Below are 17,785 nucleotides of genomic sequence, written 5' to 3' on the forward strand. Positions count from 1 at the left end.
AATGGGTGCACAACTTTTTGGGGACCCTTTGCTTAACTATTATTATACCAAACACATTCGGCTGATGTTTTCCGGCTTGCTTCTAAAATTATCGAGTTTTATTTATTTGAATACTTTTGTAGACTATTAGGTTTTATTGAGAATAATATTAGAAATGGTGACTTTATAAAAATAATCACAGAAGATCTTTTAGATTCTGGTATTTCAGTTGGCCCAGCCTATAAAGGCATTATTATCGAGAATGATCTCTTTTATAATGTCTATTTTTTCGAAGAAGAAGAGTCTCAGGTGAATGAAGATTATCGAAACAATATAGATAATATGGAAACAATGGTTGGGGGATATAGTCTGATTGTACGCTACAATGTTTCCATTGGATAATTAAAAGGCGTAATACTTTTTTTACTGAAAGTTGGCATTACATATAGAAATTATTTTTTTCATGAAAACCTTCCATTTTTTACGGGTTATATGTCAAATTTTACCTATTTTTAAAATAAAATAGGTATCATACGAACCTGTCATTTTATTTTGCATTTTCTTCACCGGAGATAATAAAATTTCATATTTCTGATTATTGTTCATAGAATTCAATTAAATTCGTTATTTAAGTCCGATAAATTATACATAAGCGCAAATAAATGAATTATTTTTTACCACTTATATGTCAAACTATGTCCGAAGTATATGTCAATGCACATCGTATGAAAATAAAAATAGCAATCAAATTTAAAATTAAGACTAAAATCTTTTGTCGCGAAATGTAAGTTTCGTGACAAAAGCCATAAAATGTGATAAACTATGATTGTCATCCTTGCATAACCAGATTATCTGTTCTAATTGGCTTTTCTAATTGGCTTTCTCAGTGGATCAGGCTCTCCAATTCGAGTTCGCCATTTAACAGCTGATCTACCAAATAAAATTTAGGAGTATTGTCATGCCAACCGCAACCAATCATACTGATAAAATGATACCCAATAATACCATCATCGATGAATTCCTCAATTATGTCTTGACCATCAAGGGTTATTCCGAAAAATCGGCTCAGGCCTACCGCTATGACCTGATTATCTTTTTTCGCTTTATCAAGCGCTATTTTGCCATGGTTCCCCAATCCCTCGACTTTGATGCGATTGCGATCGATGATATCTCACTTGATGATTTAAAAGCTGTCAATTTAGGGATTCTCTATGCCTTTCTTTCCTATTCCAGTAAGGAACGTCATAATTCAGATGCCGCCCGCAGCCGCAAGGTCTCATCGTTGCGTTCCTTTTTTAATTATCTCTGTAACAAACAAAAATACTTTCTGCCCAACCCGGTGACCGAACTCGAAATGCCCAAACTACCAGCCCGTCACGCCCGTTATTTAGAGTGGGATGAAGCCGTCGATCTTTTAAAAGGGATAACCGGCCGTCATAAAGAACGGGACTTTGCCATTGTCACCCTGTTTCTAAATTGCGGGATGCGGCTTTCGGAGCTCACCCAAATCAAAATAACCGATATCAAAAACGATGCCCTGCGGATCATCGGCAAAGGCAATAAGGAACGGACGGTCTTTTTAAACCATGCCTGTTTAAAAGCAATCAATCGTTATCTGGCGGTGCGCCAGGAATCCGACTCTCCCTATCTGTTTCTTAGCCAGCAAAATACCCCAATCAGCAATCGTGCGGTTCAGCACCTGGTCAAAAAACACCTGGCCAGTTGTGGCCTCAATACCGACGAAATCAGCGTTCATAAGCTCAGGCACACTGCCGCAACCCTGATGTTTCGCTATGGCAATGCCGATCTTCGGTCAGTGCAGGAAATACTGGGCCATCAGAATGTTTCGACCACCCAGATCTATACCCATATTAATGAAGAAACCCTAAGGGACACCATGAATCAAAACCCCTTGTCGCAATTCGTTAGCGATGATGACTAAATTATCATTAAAATAAGCATCCGCAGAAAAACAGCGTCTACATTTTGATCAAGACTATCGCTGCTTATTTTATTACCTAAACTGATCACCTAAACTAATTATTCAAAAATAGAACTTACGTTTGTTTTTCTGTTTTAATTATGTTATAATGAATTATAAAATTTTGGAGGAACTCTTATGTATGAGGATTTGAACAGCAAACAGATTGATATATTAAAATTTATTGATAGCCAAATGCGTGATAAGCGTTATCCCCCGTCGGTGCGCGAAATTTGTGCTGCCGTTAGTTTGAAATCGACTTCCACTGCCCATAGCTATTTAAAAAAGCTCGAGGAACTGGGCTATATTAAACGGGACTCGACAAAAACCCGCGCCATTGAAGTCCTGCGTCACGATCCCAACGAAACAATATCAAATTACTTTGACGAAAAAATAATTGTCTCGCTGCCAATCCTTGGTTGCGTAACAGCCGGTGCACCAATTCTGGCGATTGAAAACATCACTGATATTTTCCCGCTGCCGCTCGATTTTGCCGGCACCGAGGCTGCCTTTATTCTTGAAGTCAAGGGAACCAGCATGATTGATGCCGGTATTCTCGATGGCGATAAGATTATCGTCAAAAAACAGGAATCGGCAAACAATAATGACATTGTTGTGGTGCTGCTGCTTGAAGATAATGAAGCCACGGTCAAACGGATCTTTTATGAAGAGCCCAATAAAGTCAGGCTCCAACCGGATAATAAAAGCATGGATCCGATTATCTGCAAGGAGCAAGATATCAAAATTCTCGGCAAGGTAACCGGTTTAATGCGTAAATACTAAACAAAAAAAAGATGTGCAAACATCTTTTTTTGTTTTTGTTCGTTTGTTTTTGTTCGTTAAATTGAAGAAAATTTGTCTAGTCCAGTTTCATTTTTTCTTCAATATTTTTAAAGACATCTTTTTCAATATGATTCTTGTTTGCTTTTACCAGTTCAATCTGGCTTTCAAATAGTTGATTCTGCAAGTCTAAGATTGTTTTGCGGCTGGTTTCGCTTTCGATCTTGCTTTGTCGTAAATGCTCACGATATTGAGCCAGCAAATCATTCTTTTCTTCTAATTCTTTTTGCAGCAATTCTTTTTCTTCTGCCAGCGTTTCAAATTTCTCTAGTTCTTCAGCTAATCGCTGGTTTGTTTGTTTAAGCTCTTCTTTGACTTGATTAATCTCGCCAATTTCTTTGGCTTTGACTTCTTCACTGCTGCGAACTTCTTCTTCTGCAATAAAAAGCCGCTCAGTAATATTCATACAGCCTAGAATCGCAATCCGAATATGATTGGTAAAAGGATTAGCCGTCTTGACGCGTTCTAGCTCAGCATTGACGTAATCAGCAACATGTTTTATATGCTCTTCGTTTCCCTTTGCCTTCAAATTAAATTCGGTATCTAATATGCGTAATTCCATTATTGTTTGTTCAGGCATTTTTTCCTCCTGTGAAATAAATTTAATTCTCTAAATGTTTAAGGATGTTCTACTCTATTATATGTAATAACCTAAAGAATTACAAATGATTTATCAATTAATAATTTTCGATCAGACAATTAAGGTCTGTGTTTTCCTTGATTTGAAAGTCGATATTTTTTAGGCTGATGTGATTAAAGCCATCCCGTGATTGGTCATAAATGACCGGGATCGAGTAAATCGGTTTATTGTATTTGCTGGCATAACGAAGGGTATGGATGGTTCCGCTTCCCGGTGAAAAACTTGATACGATCACAAACCCACTCGCGCCGCTTTGCAGCCGGTCGCGTTCGATAAACTTATAGGGTTGCACGGTTTCAAGATGACTGTACTCCGAGACTAAGGCGCCCCCCGAAGTACAAATTTTTTCGGCCAGCCGGCAATTTGAACTGGGATAGACCGAGCTTAAACCCGATGGCAAAAAAGCGACGGTTTTTCCGCCAACTTCCAGACAACCGCGGTGACCGCAATCATCAGCCCCGACAGCCAATCCGCTGATCACCACAAAATTATTTTCGGCAAGAATTTTACCAGCCTGAAAGGCAAAATCACAGCCTAGTTGTGACGGACTGCGGCTGCCGATAACCGCCGCCCGTTTCGAATGATTTAAAATTTTTAGATCGCCCTTATAATAGAGTAAGATGGGCTGATCATCAAATTTAAGACTCTCTGGAAAACGATCATCGAAATAGCTAACCGCTTGAATTCCCAACTGATCACACTCATCAATTACCCGCCTGGCATAAGCCAGGGCTTGGGCAATGTCTGCTTGATAAATTTGACTTGAAATTAAATGAAAGGTTTGGCCAATTTCAATGATCTCGTTAAATGAAAGCGATTCGGGTGCAATAATCATGTCCAGCAATTGTTTAATTTTCTGACGTCCGACCCCTTTTAATTGCCTCAGCCCGATAATAAGTTCAGATAAGCGATTCATGCTTTTTATCCATACTTTTATTTATACCCCAAATTAAAGCGATTACTCGCGCAGCTGGGCATCAAAGGATTGTTTTAATTGGCAAAGGATTTGATCAATCACCGGACTGATATCATTGTCGTTAAGGGTACGTTCGTGATGTCTAAAGTTTAGGGCATAGGCCAGACTCTTGTAACCGTCGGGTATTTGCGCCCCGGTATAGACATCAAACAATTCGATGCTTTCAAGAATTTCACCGCTATTATTGCGAATCGTTGTCTCAATGACTGCAGCTGGAATTTCTGATTTTAAGACAATTGCCAAATCTCTGTTTGATGCCGGGAATTTCGGCAGATCGGTAAATTTATTATCCGTTTTTGCACAGTCAAAAATCGCTTCAAAAGACAATTGGCAGACATAACAACGTTTTGGCAGCTGATAATGCTTAACCACGATCGGATGAATCTCACCAATTTCGCCCAGTCGTCTGCCGTTAACAAAGATTTCTGCCTTACGGCCGGGATGAAGAAAGTCTGATCCACCGGCAATAAATTGTGGATATTGAATGCCGCAATGCGTCAGTAACAGCTCAACCATCCCTTTTAGTTCAAAATAATCGCCACTACCATAGCTAGAAATTGCCAATTTCTTTTCCTCGATCGGCAATTCCCCGGGCTTGTCATTTTTATGATAGGTATAAGACAATTCAAAAAATCGGCCACTTGGGTTTTTTCGGCTATCATTTAAGGCAATCACTTCCAATTGATGTCCGATTAAGCTACCCCGCATGATACTATTTTCTTCGCCGAGCGGGTTAATCAGGGCAATAAGATCATCACCGAGTTGTGAATTCAGTCCCTGAAGACGCTTTTCACTGGTAAACGAGGAGGTCAGGGTTTCATAATAGCCCTGTCCGACCAGGATATTTTTAAGGGCATCTTCAAATTTTTGAACCGGCGTTTTTCCGCCAACCATGGTTTCTCCCCCCATGATCGTCCCCGGGATCATATCGTAGCCAAAAATCCGCACCACTTCTTCAGCCAGATCTTCTTTTAGCTCAATATCCGGTCGAAAACTGGGTACTTCAACTTCTAAAATAGCATCACTGATTTTTTCAACCTTGAAAAACAAGCGACTCAGCATGGCTTTTATCTCATCAATAGTCAGTGTTATCCCAACAAAAGCATTAAACCAATTAATATCGAGGTTGACTTTTTTTAAGGGTGCGACGTTGGGATAAACATCGATCAACCCTTCAATCACCTCGCAAGCACCGATTTCTAAAAGCAGCTGGGTCGCCCGCAGGGCCGCGATGCCGGCGAGTTCTGGATCAACGCCCTTTTCAAAACGCGCTGACGCCTCGGTTCTAAGACCAAGCTGTTTGGCTGTTAAACGGATACTAGCCTTGTTGAAATTAGCCGATTCCAAAACGATCAGACTGGTTTTTTCTGTTATTTCAGAATTCGCACCGCCCATTACCCCGGCTATCGCGACTGGCGCCTTGCCGTTTGTAATCATCAGCATCGTTTGATCAATCTCGCGTTCTTTATCATCCAGGGTGACGATCTGCTTATCCGTGGTTCTTTGAATCACAATTTCCTGTGACTGAAGGCTATGATAATCAAAGGCATGCAGGGGTTGCCCCAGCTCTAGCATCACTAAATTGGTAACATCGACAATATTGTTAATCGGACGAACGCCACTGTTTAGTAGTTTAACCTGGAGCCACAGCGGTGACGCTTCGATCGTTTTAACCTTTAGCATCTTTGCGACATAGCGGGGGCAGGCTGGATCTGCTATTTTTACCGACAAATAATCGTCGATCTGATTTTGAGTCTCAGCAGCCGCGTAAGTTGCAAAACTGGACATAGGAAGATCCAGGGTTGCGGATGCCTCCCGGGCGATCCCAATGATCGATTGGCAGTCCGAGCGGTTAGCGGTTAACTCCACATCAATGATCACATCATCGAGCCAAAGTAGTTCTCTGGTATCGATTCCCAGCGGGGTATTGTCCGGCAGGATCAAAATCCCTTCGCCAATTTCTTTGGCAAATAAATCACTGTTCATGCCCAGTTCTTCAATTGAGCAGAACATCCCATCAGAAATCAGTCCTCTAAAATCACTCCGACCGATTTTGCTACCATTAGCAATTACCGCCCCATCAATGGCAACCGGCACAATCGCACCAACAAAGACGTTTTTGGCAGCGGTGACAATCACCAGTTCTTTGTCTCCAAGATCAACTGTACAGACAATCAGTTTATCGGCATTGGGATGGGCTTCAATTTTTGTTATTTTGCCTGTCAAGATACCCTCAACCTGTTCAGCAACAACCGTTAATGTTTCGACTTTGGTACCTGACATGGTCAGCGCCTCGCCAAAATCATATGGGGACATTTTTATATCAACAAATTCTTTTAACCAATTTAGTGAAACGAGCATACTTTGCTTCCTCCTATTTAAATTGCGCTAAGAAACGCAAATCATTCTCAAATAATAACCGCAGATCATTGATGCCATACTTGATCATGGTAATCCGATCGAGTCCCATCCCAAAGGCAAAGCCACTGTATTGATCGGGATCAATCCCACAGAATCGCAAGACGTTGGGGTGAACCATGCCACAGCCCAGGATTTCAATCCAGCCGGTGTTGCTGCAGACCTTACAGCCAATCCCGCCGCACTTAAAGCAGGTCACATCCATTTCCGCACTTGGCTCGGTAAAATAAAACTGGTGTGGTCTGAATTTCGTTTTGGTCTGCTCACCAAATAGTTTTTTGGCGAACAAATCAAGGGTTCCTTTGAGATCGCTCATGGTAATGCCCTTGTCGATGACCAGGCCTTCCATTTGATGAAAAACCGGCGAATGGGTAGCGTCGATCTCGTCAAATCGATAGACCCGGCCTGGCGAAATAATCCGTAGTGGTGGTTTCTGATCCTGCATGACCCGCACCTGTACCGGGGAGGTCTGGGTTCTCAGGACAATATCGTCCTGGTAATAAAAGGTATCCTGCAAGTCTCTGGCAGAGTGATCCTGGGGAACATTTAAATAGTCAAAATTATATTTAGCCCATTCAATTTCGGGACCTTCGGCAATCGAAAATCCCATTCCCAAAAAGATTTCTTTTAATTCGTTGACGGTTGTGGTGAGTGGATGTAGATTTCCAGCCTGGTGCTTTTTGCCCGGCAGCGATACATCAATGCCTTCTTCTTTTATCTGAGCTTCAATTTCTTTTTGTTCAAGCAAGAACTTCTGGGCTAAAATATTAGTCTCGATTTCTTCGCGGATTTCATTGGCTAATTTTCCAATAATCGGACGTTCCTCATTGGACAGTTTACCCATCCCCTTGAGGGCGATCGTTAACTCGCCTTTTTTGCCCAGGTACTTTATTCTGACATTGTCGAGTGTCTTTAATTCTGCAACTTGATTTAGATCAGCCAAACAGCGATCTTTTATTTGTTTAAGTTCTAATTCCATTACTTCTCTCCTTTTTTATCATGTTAAACTACTGAAATAAATTCCTAAATTAAATGATTCAATAAAAAAATCGTCCTTATAATAAAGGACGAAATAATTCCGCGGTACCACCTTAAATTAATACTTTATGTATTCACTCAAAATTTTAACGCAATTAACGTTAGAAGCTAGCGGCCATCAAAACTGCGATGGCGTTCACATCTAAAACTCCAGAGGGAATTTCAATAAATCTAAATACAAAATCTCTCAGCCTGGGATTTTTTCTCTGTAAAATTTAAAATTTATTTACTGGCTCTATCATTGTTGATAATCTATTTAATTGTTATTATTATAATTGTGTAATCATTTCGCTGTGTGATTTTACTGTGTGATTTTTCAGTAAAACTAACTTATTTAAAATCTCTAACCAGGTCATACATAATAATCCCGGCTGCGGTTGCCACATTTAGCGATTCAGCCTGACCAAAAATGGGAATTTTGAGTAAAACGTCACAGCACTTAGACATTTGATCCGACATCCCTTGAGACTCATTGCCCATCACAATCGCAAATGGTTCGCTCAAGGGTTTGCGTTCCCATAAGCAGCTGCCCGTCAAGGCGGTGCCAATGATCGTAACCGACTGACTTTTTAAGTGCCTGACATAGTCAAACAATGACTCAACCTGATAAATTGGCAGGTGAAAGACCGAACCCATTGAGCCGCGTAGCACCTTCTCGTTATAAATATCGGCCGTTTTGACTGATGTGATGACACAGTCAAAGCCTGCCGCATCAGCCGTTCGGATGATCGTACCAACATTGTAAGGATCCTGAACATCCTCGAGAATCACATATCGTTTGAATGTTCCTGGTTGGAGCTTTATTTTGTCGAGTACACAGATGATCCCTTCCGGTTTTTGCAAACTGGAAACAGATGACAAAATTGACATCTCAACAACCGCGATACTGACACCATTCCCAGCTAAAACCATTAGATACTGGCTGACCAAATCCGGATTAATTGCTAACCATTCTTTTGTTACAAAGACCTGTTTAAAGCGCAATTGCTTTTTGTATGCCTCTAAAAAAAGCTTGCTTCCCTCGATTACAAAGGCAGCTTGCCCATCCCTGAAAGACTTACTACTGAGTTTCCGCAAATATTTGATTTGATCATTATTTTTTGAGCTGATTTCTAAAAACATCACTAATGATCTTTTCGGGATAGCTTATTGATCTCATTAATCGAGCGGTTTTCGCCCATGACAATCAGTTTATCTTTATTATGAAGGATATCACTAGCTAAGGGTGAAGCATTCAAAACATCGAGGGTGCGAATGGCAATCACATTTAAGCCATACTTTTCTCTAAGATTCAATTGATCGAGGGTTTTGCCTTCCCAGGCATGAAGCGACTCGACTTCGACAATCGAGTGATTGGTATCGAGCTCTAAAATATCGATAAAATCGCCTGAAAAAAGGTTATGTGCAACCCGCTCACCCATATCGCGCTCCGGAGAAAAGACTTTCTTTACCCCGAGTTTTAGCAATACCTTTTCATGCTGAGCATTATTGGCTTTGCCATAGATCTCGCTGATACCCAGCTCCTGAGCATTGACAATTCCCATGATACTACTATTAATATCAGAGGTGATCGAAACAACAACAGCATCGACATTTTTTAAGCCGATCGACTTGAGCGTGTTGATATCGGTCACATCCGCTTGAACGGCATAAGTAACCTGGTTTGCAATGCTTTGAATTTTTTCTTCGTCTTTATCGACAACAACAACATTACAGCCCAACTCACTCAGGGTAATGGCCAGTGCTTCACCAAAACGCCCTAAACCAAGGACTGCAAACTGCTTTTCTTTCAATTAATACTCCTCCTCTAGCCGATCATAATATTGCCTTCCGGCAATTTAAAATTACCGACGTTTTCGCGCGATCGCTTTTCACTACGTGATATCGCATAGGCTACCGTCAGAGGACCCAGTCGACCGACAAACATGGTAATACTGATCGCTATTTTTCCCCCGATTGATAATTGCGGGGTCAATCCGGTTGTTAAGCCGACCGTGCCAAATGCCGAAAGCACCTCAAAAACAATCGTTTCAAAAGAAGCATCTGGTTCAGTACATAATAACACAAAAATCATCAAGATGACAATAGCCAACGCAATCACAACAACTGAAATTGCCCGCCGGATAGCGGGATCCATAATTGTTCGTTTAAAGGCAATAACATCTTTTTTCCCATGCAACACCGAGCCAACCGTCATCACGATAATCGCAAAGGTGGTTGTTTTAACACCGCCACCGGTCGAGCCTGGCGAAGCACCGACAAACATCAAAAGCATGGTTAAAAACAAGGACGGAGCTGTCAGGGCGCCGATATCGATGGTATTATAGCCAGCAGTTCGCGGTGTTATCGACTGAAAAAAAGCGGCCATGAATTTTACCGGCAGGGATAAATTGCCCAGCGTTTTGGGATTATGATACTCAAAAATAAAAAAGAAAACAAATCCAATAATCAAAAAAATCCCAGTGACTGTTAAAACCAGCTTGGCATGCATACTCATTTTCTCAAACTTGCGGACATTAATTAAATCACTGGTAACCGCAAAACCCAAGCCGCCGAGGATGATTAAACCACCGATAACAAAATTAATAATGAAATTACCGACATATTTTGTTAAACTGGCATAGTTCCCAAACAGATCAAAGCCGGCATTGCAAAAAGCTGAGATCGCATGAAAAACGCTATAGGCAGTGCCCTGTAAAAACCCGTATTCGGGAATAAAAACGAGTGCCAATAGTAATGCCCCGATTGCTTCAATCACCAGCGATGAGAAGAAAATATACTTGGTAAATTTGACGATCCCTGAGATCGAATCCATATTCACCGAAGATTGTATTAACAGCCGATCTTTGATGGTAATCCGTTTCCCGGCCAACACAAAAAACATCGTCGTCAATGACATAAAACCCAAGCCGCCAATCTGAATCAAAAAAATAATAACTATTTTCCCGAAACTTGACCAAAAGGTTCCGGTATCGACAACCACCAGGCCTGTCACACAGACTGCTGAGGTCGCGGTGAACAAAGCGTTGACAAAACCACCACTCGCTCCTGAGGCACTGGCTATCGGCAGGGTAAGCAGGATTGCTCCGAGCAGAATCACCAGGGCAAATCCATAAATCAGCATTTCCGCGGGGGAGCGCTGACCAACAAACTTATTGAACTTCCAACGTAATTTTTCTGCCACGATCTTGTCTCCACCTAAAATATTTAACAACCATACTCATTTTAACACGCTGTTATGAAAAAGCAACAATAATCTACAATAAAAAAACTTCCCAAGCATGGATAATCCGTTGAGAAGTTTTTTTCGTACGATTAGTTCATGTTTTTCTTTGATACTTCAACTAAGTCTTTGAATGCATTGCTGTCATTCATGGCCAAATCAGCTAAGATTTTACGGTCAATTTCAACACCAGCTTGTTTTAAACCAAACATAAATTTGCTATAGCTTAAGTCATACATTCTGGCACCAGCATTGATTCTGGTAATCCATAATCTTCTGAAATTTCGCTTCTTTTCTTTTCGGCCAACATATGAAGATCTGAGTGCTCGCATAACGGCTTCATTCGCTGATCTATATAACTTACTCTTGGCTCCATAATAGCCTTTTGCAAGTTTAAGTACTTTTTTGTGTTTCTTCTTGGCATTTACGCCTTTTTTAATTCGCATTATTTATTTCCTCCTATCTTCAAATATTATCTTTTTACCATTTTGATCATTTTCATTACGACTTTAGCATCTCCAGGAGCCAAGCCAGTTGCTTTTCTTAAGTTTCTTTTTCGCTTACTGCTTTTTTTATTAAGAATATGACGTTTTCCTGCTTTTGTCCGTTTAATAAAACCTGATTTTTTTATTTTAAAACGCTTTGCAGCACCACGGTGTGTTTTCATTTTTGGCATAACTATTTCCTCCTCCCTGTACAAGGTATCTTTTATAAAAAACTATATCTGCAGAACTTAATCAAAGACCGCTAAATTCCGGTAGCAGATAGTCAATTAACACGTTGATTTACTTATTTTTGCTTGGGGGCTAAATACATAACCATATTTCGGCCTTCGATTTTAGGGGCTTTTTCAACCACGGCAAGATCTGAAACACGTTCGGCAAAATCAAGCAATACTTCTTTTCCCTGTTCTGTGTAAGCCATTTCACGACCTCGGAAACGAATCGCCACTTTGACACGACTACCTTGTTCCAAGAATTTGATGCAATTTTTAATTTTAACATTAATATCATGCTCTTCAACTCGAACCGACATACGAATTTCTTTAATAACCACAGCTTTTTGATTTTTCTTAGCTTCTTTTAATCGTTGAATTTCTTCATAGCGAAACTTTCCGTAGTCAAGAATCTTACAAACCGGCGGTTTGGCGTTTGGTGAAACTTTCACTAGATCCAAATTTTTTTCATCGGCTAATTTCTGAGCGTCTTTTGTAATCATGACTCCTAGCATTTCACCGGCTTCGTCAATGACACGGATTTCGCGATCGCGGATCTCGTTATTAATTTCGTGTTGAACATCTTTGCTAATAGTAATATACCTCCATATATAAAAATTGCAGGTAGAGTTACTCCACCTGCAAAAAAATACTAACGAACATCTGTAATGCGTTCATTCATATTTACCTATTTCCCTGAGAAATGAGGTGAGAAGTGGGATTCCTCTACTTTGTTACTCGACTATTATATGCCTATTCACGCTTATTGTCAACTGTTTTTTTAAGAAAGTAGCGCCCGGTCATTGGCAAACTCTTCGCCGCTGACCTGACCAAATCGTTTGAGTAAATCTTCAACCGTCAGCTTCTGTTTTTCTTGGCCGCTGATATCAAGGATCACCCGTCCTTCATGCATCATAATCAGGCGATTGCCATGTTCGATGGCATGACGCATGTTATGGGTTACCATCAGGGTCGTCAGATTTCCTTCATGGACGAAACGATCACTGAGACTTAGCACCTTATCGGCTGTTTTAGGATCCAAGGCAGCGGTATGCTCATCGAGTAACAAAAGCTTTGGTTTTTTAAGGGTCGCCATCAATAAGGTCAAGGCCTGACGCTGCCCCCCCGACAATAGACCAACCTTGGCATGCAGGCGATTTTCCAGCCCCAAGTCCAGATGACTGAGATATTCTTTGTAAATTTCGCGTTCCTTATTGCTGATGCCCCAGCTCAGTGACCGGGTCTTACCGCGACGATAGGCCAGGGCGAGGTTTTCTTCAATTCCCATATTACCAGCCGTGCCCATCATCGGATCCTGAAAGACCCGGCCGATTAGGCTAGAGCGCTTGTGTTCGGGCAGCTTGGTGACATCTTCGCCGTCGATCAGAATGGTGCCCTGATCAACACCAAAGACGCCCGCCACACAATTGAGACATGTCGATTTACCAGCACCATTACCACCAATGACGGTTGCAAAATCACCTTCTGCCAGCGACAGACTAAAATGACTTAAGGCGATTTTTTCATTGACCGTTCCCGCATTAAACTTTTTTTCGATATTATTGATTACCAACATTTTATTGACCGCCTCCATTCATCGATTTTTTGAGGGGGCGCAGATAGCTTTTAAAGACTGGCAGTGACAAGGCAATGGCCACCGTTATCGCGGTGAACAATTTTAAATCGTTGGCCGGCATCCCCAATTTTAATACCAGGGCGATGATAATACGATAGGTAATCGCGCCCAAAGCTAAGGAAATCAGACAATTGAAAAAATTACGGGTGCCGAAGATAACTTCGCCAATAATAACTGAGGCTAAACCGATGACAATTGATCCGATTCCCATTTGGATATCAGCAAAGCTCTGACTCTGAGCAATCAATGAACCGGAAAGCGCCACCAGACCATTGCTGATCACCAGGCCTAGGATAATCATATTATTGGTATTGATCCCCTGGGCTCGTGCCATTTGCGGGTTATTTCCGGTAGCGCGGATCGCACAGCCGATTTCGGTTCCAAAAAACCAGTATAAGAGACCAATAATGACCATCACTGCGATCAATCCAAAGAGGATCACCGCATTGGTCGGGTTTATTCCCAAATTACCCAGTGGTGTGAAGACCGTATCAATCCGCAGCAGCGACAGATTGGCTTTTCCCATGATCCGCAGATTAACAGAATAAAGTGCAATCATCGTTAAAATACCCGCCAGCAAGGCAGGAATTTTTAATTTCGTATGAAGAATTCCGGTAACCAATCCCGCCAGCATCCCGCCAACAAAGGCTAAACAGGTAGCGATAAAAGGATTCATACCATTAAAAATTGAGAAAGCTGCGATGGCAGCTCCCATGGCAATACTTCCCTCAACTGTTAAATCAGCAATATCGAGGATCCGATAGGTGATATAAACGCCGATTGTCATGATTGCCCATAAAAGGCCTAGCGATATTGCACCTAGTATAATCTCAAACATTATTTTGCCTCACTTCTTATCTATGATTATGTTGTTTTATAATTTTAGCAAGCAGTCATGCTGTCGATGACTGCTTGTTATATGTTGCTTATTTTATGATGTATTGTTTTAAGTCATCAGGAATGGTTAAACCAATTTCCTCGGCTACAGCGCCATTGATTGCATACTCAAATTTAGTCGCTGATTCGATCGCCATGGTTGCTGGTTCGGCTTCGCCTTTAAGAATTTTGACGGCCATTAGACCGGTCTGGTAACCGAGATCGGCGTAGCTGATTCCTAAAGTTGCTAATCCACCGGATTCAACCATTCCCGATTCACCGCAGATGACAGGTGTTTTTGACTGCGAGGCAATGTTTTGAACCTGTGGCATTGCTGAGGCAAAGACATTATCGGTGGGAATGTAGATCGCATCACATTGGCTGACAATCGATTGGGTCGCCTGTTGAACATCATTTGAATTGGTCACTGTTACCTCAACATAATTAAGGCCAAGTTTTTCAATTGCTTCTTTGGCAATTTTAGCCTGAATGACCGAATTATCTTCGCTAGAAGTATAAAGCACACCAACTGTTTTAGCTGTCGGCACCAATTTTACCAGTAGATCCATTTGTTCTTTGATTGGGTTCATGTCGGTTGTCCCACTGACATTTCCGCCTGGTGCTTCGTTGGAGTCAACCAGACGAGCTGCTTCATAATCGGTGATCGCGGTTCCCAGAATTGGGATTTCGGTCGTCTTGCCAGCAATGGCTTGGGCTGCCGGGGTCGCAATGGCCAGTACCATATCAACCTTGTTGCTGATAAAACGATCACTGATGGTTGATAAATTACTTTGATCAGCCTGGGCATTTTGAAGATCAATGGTAATATTATCACCATCGGTATAACCGTTATCGGCCAGCGCAGTGACAAAGCCTTCCCGGGCAGCGTCTAAGGCGACGTGATCAACATATTGAACAATCCCGATGGTTGCACTCTTGCTTTCTTCTTTTGTTCCTGATGTTCCCGAATTGGTGCAACCAGCCCCTAAGGCAACCACTGCTGCAACGAGAAGTAGCGTCATTCGTTTTTTTCCCTGTGTTCTCATTTCTTTTCCTCCATTTTGTAAATTTTATTCAATAAAACCTTTTCAGGTTGAATTGTTGGCCTTCTTTTCATGAGAAGCATTCTCAGTTCACCTAAAGTGTCTTTTTTGCCTTCACGTAAAAAAAATTCGTCTCTGTATAACAGGGACGAATAAAAATTCGCGGTACCACCTTGCCTTTGATGCTGACGCATCACGCTCTGCAAGCAACCGTAGTCACTTAGCCACGATAACGGTTGGCATCCGACCCAGCCGAACGGCATAGCCATTTCGGTGAGCAGCTCCCAGGGTGTATTCATAACGGTGTCTCGCTTTCTCGCACCAACCGAAAGCTCTCTGAAAAGATCATCCTATTATTACTTATTCCTGATCATCACTATATTATTTTTTATTATATTTATAGGGGTCGAATTTGTCAACCATTATTGCAAATTCGACCCCTATTATTAAGCACTTGACCTAAACTCGATAGTAATTCTTAAATAATTCCAGTCTCAGTCTAAGGTTAAAGATTTGGTTTTGATTTTTTCAATCAGTTTTTCTTTGAGATCGCTCAGGCTGATCAGGCCGGCATCGCCAGTGTCGCGGATTCTAAGCGCTAAATCGCCGCCTTCGGCTTCTTTATCGCCAATCACCAGCATATAGGGAATTTTTTGCATTTGTGCTTCGCGGATGCGGTAACCCAGCTTTTCACCGCGGTCATCGACCGAAGCCCGGACTCCAATTGCGGTAAGTTGTGCTTCAATCCCGTTAGCAAAATCATGGTGGGCATCGGCAACCGGAATAATTACGACCTGAACCGGAGCCAGCCAAACCGGGAATTTTCCGGCAAAGTGCTCAATTAAGATCCCGAAGAACCGTTCGATACTGCCCAGTATTGTTCGATGTACAATCACCGGGCGGTGCTTTTCACCATCGGAACCAATGTAGTTCAGGTCAAAGCGTTCCGGCATCTGGAAGTCCAGCTGAATGGTGCCGCATTGCCAGGTACGACCGAGGCTGTCTTCCAGATGGAAGTCAATTTTAGGTCCATAAAATGCCCCGTCACCTGGGTTTAATCGATAGTCGATGTTCTTTTTCTCGAGCGCATTTCTTAGCGCTTCGGTTGCTATTTCCCAAACCTCGTCAGACCCAATCGCTTTTTCTGGTTTGGTTGACAGTTCAACCTTGTAGTTAAAGCCAAACACCCTATAAATGTCATCAGCCAGATCAATGACCTTAATGACTTCCGCTTCTATTTGATCCGGGGTCATAAAGATATGGGCATCATCCTGGGTAAAGTTTCGCACCCGCATCAGTCCATGCAAAGCACCATGCAGTTCATGCCGATGCACCAGACCCAGTTCCGCCATCTTTAGTGGCAGGTCGCGATAGGAATGACCCTTGCGTTTATAAACCAGCATGCCGCCGGGGCAGTTCATCGGTTTAACGGCATAAGAAGCCTCATCAATTTCAGTGAAATACATGTTTTCCTGATAATGATCCCAATGACCCGAACGTTTCCAGAGATCGGCATTTAAGATAATTGGGGTCTTAATTTCCTGGTAACCGCGAAGCTGATGGATCTGTCGCCAGAAATTTTCCAGTTCATTTCTGATTATCATTCCCTTGGGATGGAAAAAAGGAAAGCCTGGTCCTTCTTCCTGGAGTGAGAAAAGATCCAGTTCTTTTCCCAACTTCCGGTGATCACGTTTTTTGGCTTCTTCCAGACGGGTTAAATAGGCTTCCAATTCACTTTTTTTGGGGAAGGTGATCCCGTAGATCCGTTGCAGCATTTTATTTTTTTCATCACCGCGCCAATAGGCACCGGCCAGACTTAAGAGCTTAATCGCCTTAATGCCACTAAGATTTTGGATATGGGGACCCGCGCAAAGATCCGAGAATTCACCCTGGCTATAAAAACTGATGACCGCGTCTTCCGGTAGATTTGCGATCAGTTCGGCTTTGTAAATCTCTCCTTCAGCATTTACCTTTGCCAGGGCATCGTTTCGGCTTAGTTCATAGCGGGTAATTTCAAGCCCTTCTTTTACAATTTTTGCCATTTCCTTTTCAATTTTTTCCATGATTTCTGGCGTGATAATCACATCGACATCAATATCATAGTAAAAACCATTTTCAATCGCCGGGCCAATCGCTAGCTTTGCCTGCGGATAGAGTCGTTTTACCGCCTGAGCCAGCAGATGCGAACCAGTATGCCAGAAGGAATGCTTGCCGCCCTGATCTTCAAATTTTAATAGATTGAGGGTGGCATCTTCACTAATCGCCTGACGGACATCGACAAGCTGACCATTTAGTTCCCCCGCCATGGTATTTTTGGCTAAACCGGGGCTGATATCAGTGGCAACTTCAAGCACCGTGATTCCGGGTTCATAAGTCTTTATGGATCCGTCTTTTAACGTAATAGTAATCATAATTTTCTC

The 17,785-nt window shown here is 42.0% G+C and carries 16 protein-coding genes and 3 other annotated features; of the genes, 2 read left to right on the forward strand and 14 right to left on the reverse strand.

The annotated features are described in order from the left end of the window. Positions 1–937: 937 nt before the first annotated feature. Positions 938–1,921: a tyrosine recombinase XerC gene (locus QZ998_RS04130; protein WP_296558254.1), complete on the forward strand. Its 984-nt coding sequence runs from the start codon at positions 938–940 to the stop codon at positions 1,919–1,921. Between the two features lie 177 nt (positions 1,922–2,098). Continuing rightward, a complete protein-coding gene (gene lexA, locus QZ998_RS04135) occupies positions 2,099–2,743 on the forward strand; it encodes a transcriptional repressor LexA (RefSeq protein WP_296558256.1) in 645 nt (214 codons plus the stop codon). A gap of 76 nt (positions 2,744–2,819) precedes the next feature. Here the strand turns inward: lexA and zapA are convergent, their stop codons facing one another. The 14 genes from zapA to thrS all read right to left on the reverse strand — a co-directional run bounded on the left by zapA (position 2,820) and on the right by thrS (position 17,776). Next, on the reverse strand, positions 2,820–3,380 hold the full coding sequence (gene zapA / locus QZ998_RS04140; protein ID WP_296558258.1) for a cell division protein ZapA: 561 nt from the start codon (positions 3,378–3,380) through the stop codon (positions 2,820–2,822). A gap of 97 nt (positions 3,381–3,477) precedes the next feature. Then, positions 3,478–4,356 carry a DNA-processing protein DprA gene (locus QZ998_RS04145; protein ID WP_296558259.1) on the reverse strand — a complete coding sequence of 293 codons (879 nt, stop codon included), beginning with the start codon at positions 4,354–4,356 and terminating at the stop codon, positions 3,478–3,480. A 42-nt stretch (positions 4,357–4,398) separates the two neighbouring features. Then, positions 4,399–6,777 carry a phenylalanine--tRNA ligase subunit beta gene (pheT, locus tag QZ998_RS04150; protein WP_296558261.1) on the reverse strand — a complete coding sequence of 793 codons (2,379 nt, stop codon included), beginning with the start codon at positions 6,775–6,777 and terminating at the stop codon, positions 4,399–4,401. 13 nt (positions 6,778–6,790) lie between these two features. After that, the gene (gene pheS / locus QZ998_RS04155) at positions 6,791–7,813 is read right to left on the reverse strand and encodes a phenylalanine--tRNA ligase subunit alpha (protein ID WP_296558263.1); all 1,023 of its coding nucleotides are present in this window, start codon (positions 7,811–7,813) and stop codon (positions 6,791–6,793) included. Positions 7,814–7,894: 81 nt separating this feature from the next. Further along, positions 7,895–8,123 (reverse strand) — a binding site (T-box leader). A 79-nt stretch (positions 8,124–8,202) separates the two neighbouring features. Further along, the gene (locus QZ998_RS04160; RefSeq protein WP_296558452.1) at positions 8,203–8,994 is read right to left on the reverse strand and encodes an RNA methyltransferase; all 792 of its coding nucleotides are present in this window, start codon (positions 8,992–8,994) and stop codon (positions 8,203–8,205) included. Between the two features lie 2 nt (positions 8,995–8,996). Beyond that, entirely contained in the window at positions 8,997–9,665 is a 669-nt protein-coding gene (locus QZ998_RS04165; protein ID WP_296558264.1) for a TrkA family potassium uptake protein, read from the reverse strand. 14 nt (positions 9,666–9,679) lie between these two features. Further along, positions 9,680–11,056: a TrkH family potassium uptake protein gene (locus QZ998_RS04170; protein ID WP_296558266.1), complete on the reverse strand. Its 1,377-nt coding sequence runs from the start codon at positions 11,054–11,056 to the stop codon at positions 9,680–9,682. A 131-nt stretch (positions 11,057–11,187) separates the two neighbouring features. After that, positions 11,188–11,544: a 50S ribosomal protein L20 gene (rplT, locus tag QZ998_RS04175; protein WP_296558454.1), complete on the reverse strand. Its 357-nt coding sequence runs from the start codon at positions 11,542–11,544 to the stop codon at positions 11,188–11,190. Positions 11,545–11,567: 23 nt separating this feature from the next. Further along, on the reverse strand, positions 11,568–11,771 hold the full coding sequence (rpmI, locus tag QZ998_RS04180) for a 50S ribosomal protein L35 (protein ID WP_026393216.1): 204 nt from the start codon (positions 11,769–11,771) through the stop codon (positions 11,568–11,570). 113 nt (positions 11,772–11,884) lie between these two features. Further along, entirely contained in the window at positions 11,885–12,409 is a 525-nt protein-coding gene (gene infC, locus QZ998_RS04185) for a translation initiation factor IF-3 (protein ID WP_296558457.1), read from the reverse strand. 7 nt (positions 12,410–12,416) lie between these two features. Beyond that, positions 12,417–12,548, reverse strand: a sequence feature (ribosomal protein L20 leader region). 43 nt (positions 12,549–12,591) lie between these two features. Beyond that, positions 12,592–13,386, reverse strand: a complete 795-nt coding sequence (locus tag QZ998_RS04190; RefSeq protein WP_296558271.1) for an ATP-binding cassette domain-containing protein — start codon at positions 13,384–13,386, stop codon at positions 12,592–12,594. Between the two features lies 1 nt (position 13,387). Then, positions 13,388–14,284: an ABC transporter permease gene (locus tag QZ998_RS04195; protein WP_296558272.1), complete on the reverse strand. Its 897-nt coding sequence runs from the start codon at positions 14,282–14,284 to the stop codon at positions 13,388–13,390. An 88-nt stretch (positions 14,285–14,372) separates the two neighbouring features. Then, on the reverse strand, positions 14,373–15,368 hold the full coding sequence (locus QZ998_RS04200) for an ABC transporter substrate-binding protein (protein ID WP_296558273.1): 996 nt from the start codon (positions 15,366–15,368) through the stop codon (positions 14,373–14,375). A 138-nt stretch (positions 15,369–15,506) separates the two neighbouring features. After that, positions 15,507–15,748 (reverse strand) — a binding site (T-box leader). Positions 15,749–15,859: 111 nt separating this feature from the next. Then, entirely contained in the window at positions 15,860–17,776 is a 1,917-nt protein-coding gene (gene thrS / locus QZ998_RS04205; RefSeq protein WP_296558274.1) for a threonine--tRNA ligase, read from the reverse strand. Positions 17,777–17,785 lie beyond the last annotated feature (9 nt).

Source organism: uncultured Acetobacterium sp. (genome assembly GCF_927416815.1).
Lineage (GTDB): Bacteria > Bacillota > Clostridia > Eubacteriales > Eubacteriaceae > Acetobacterium.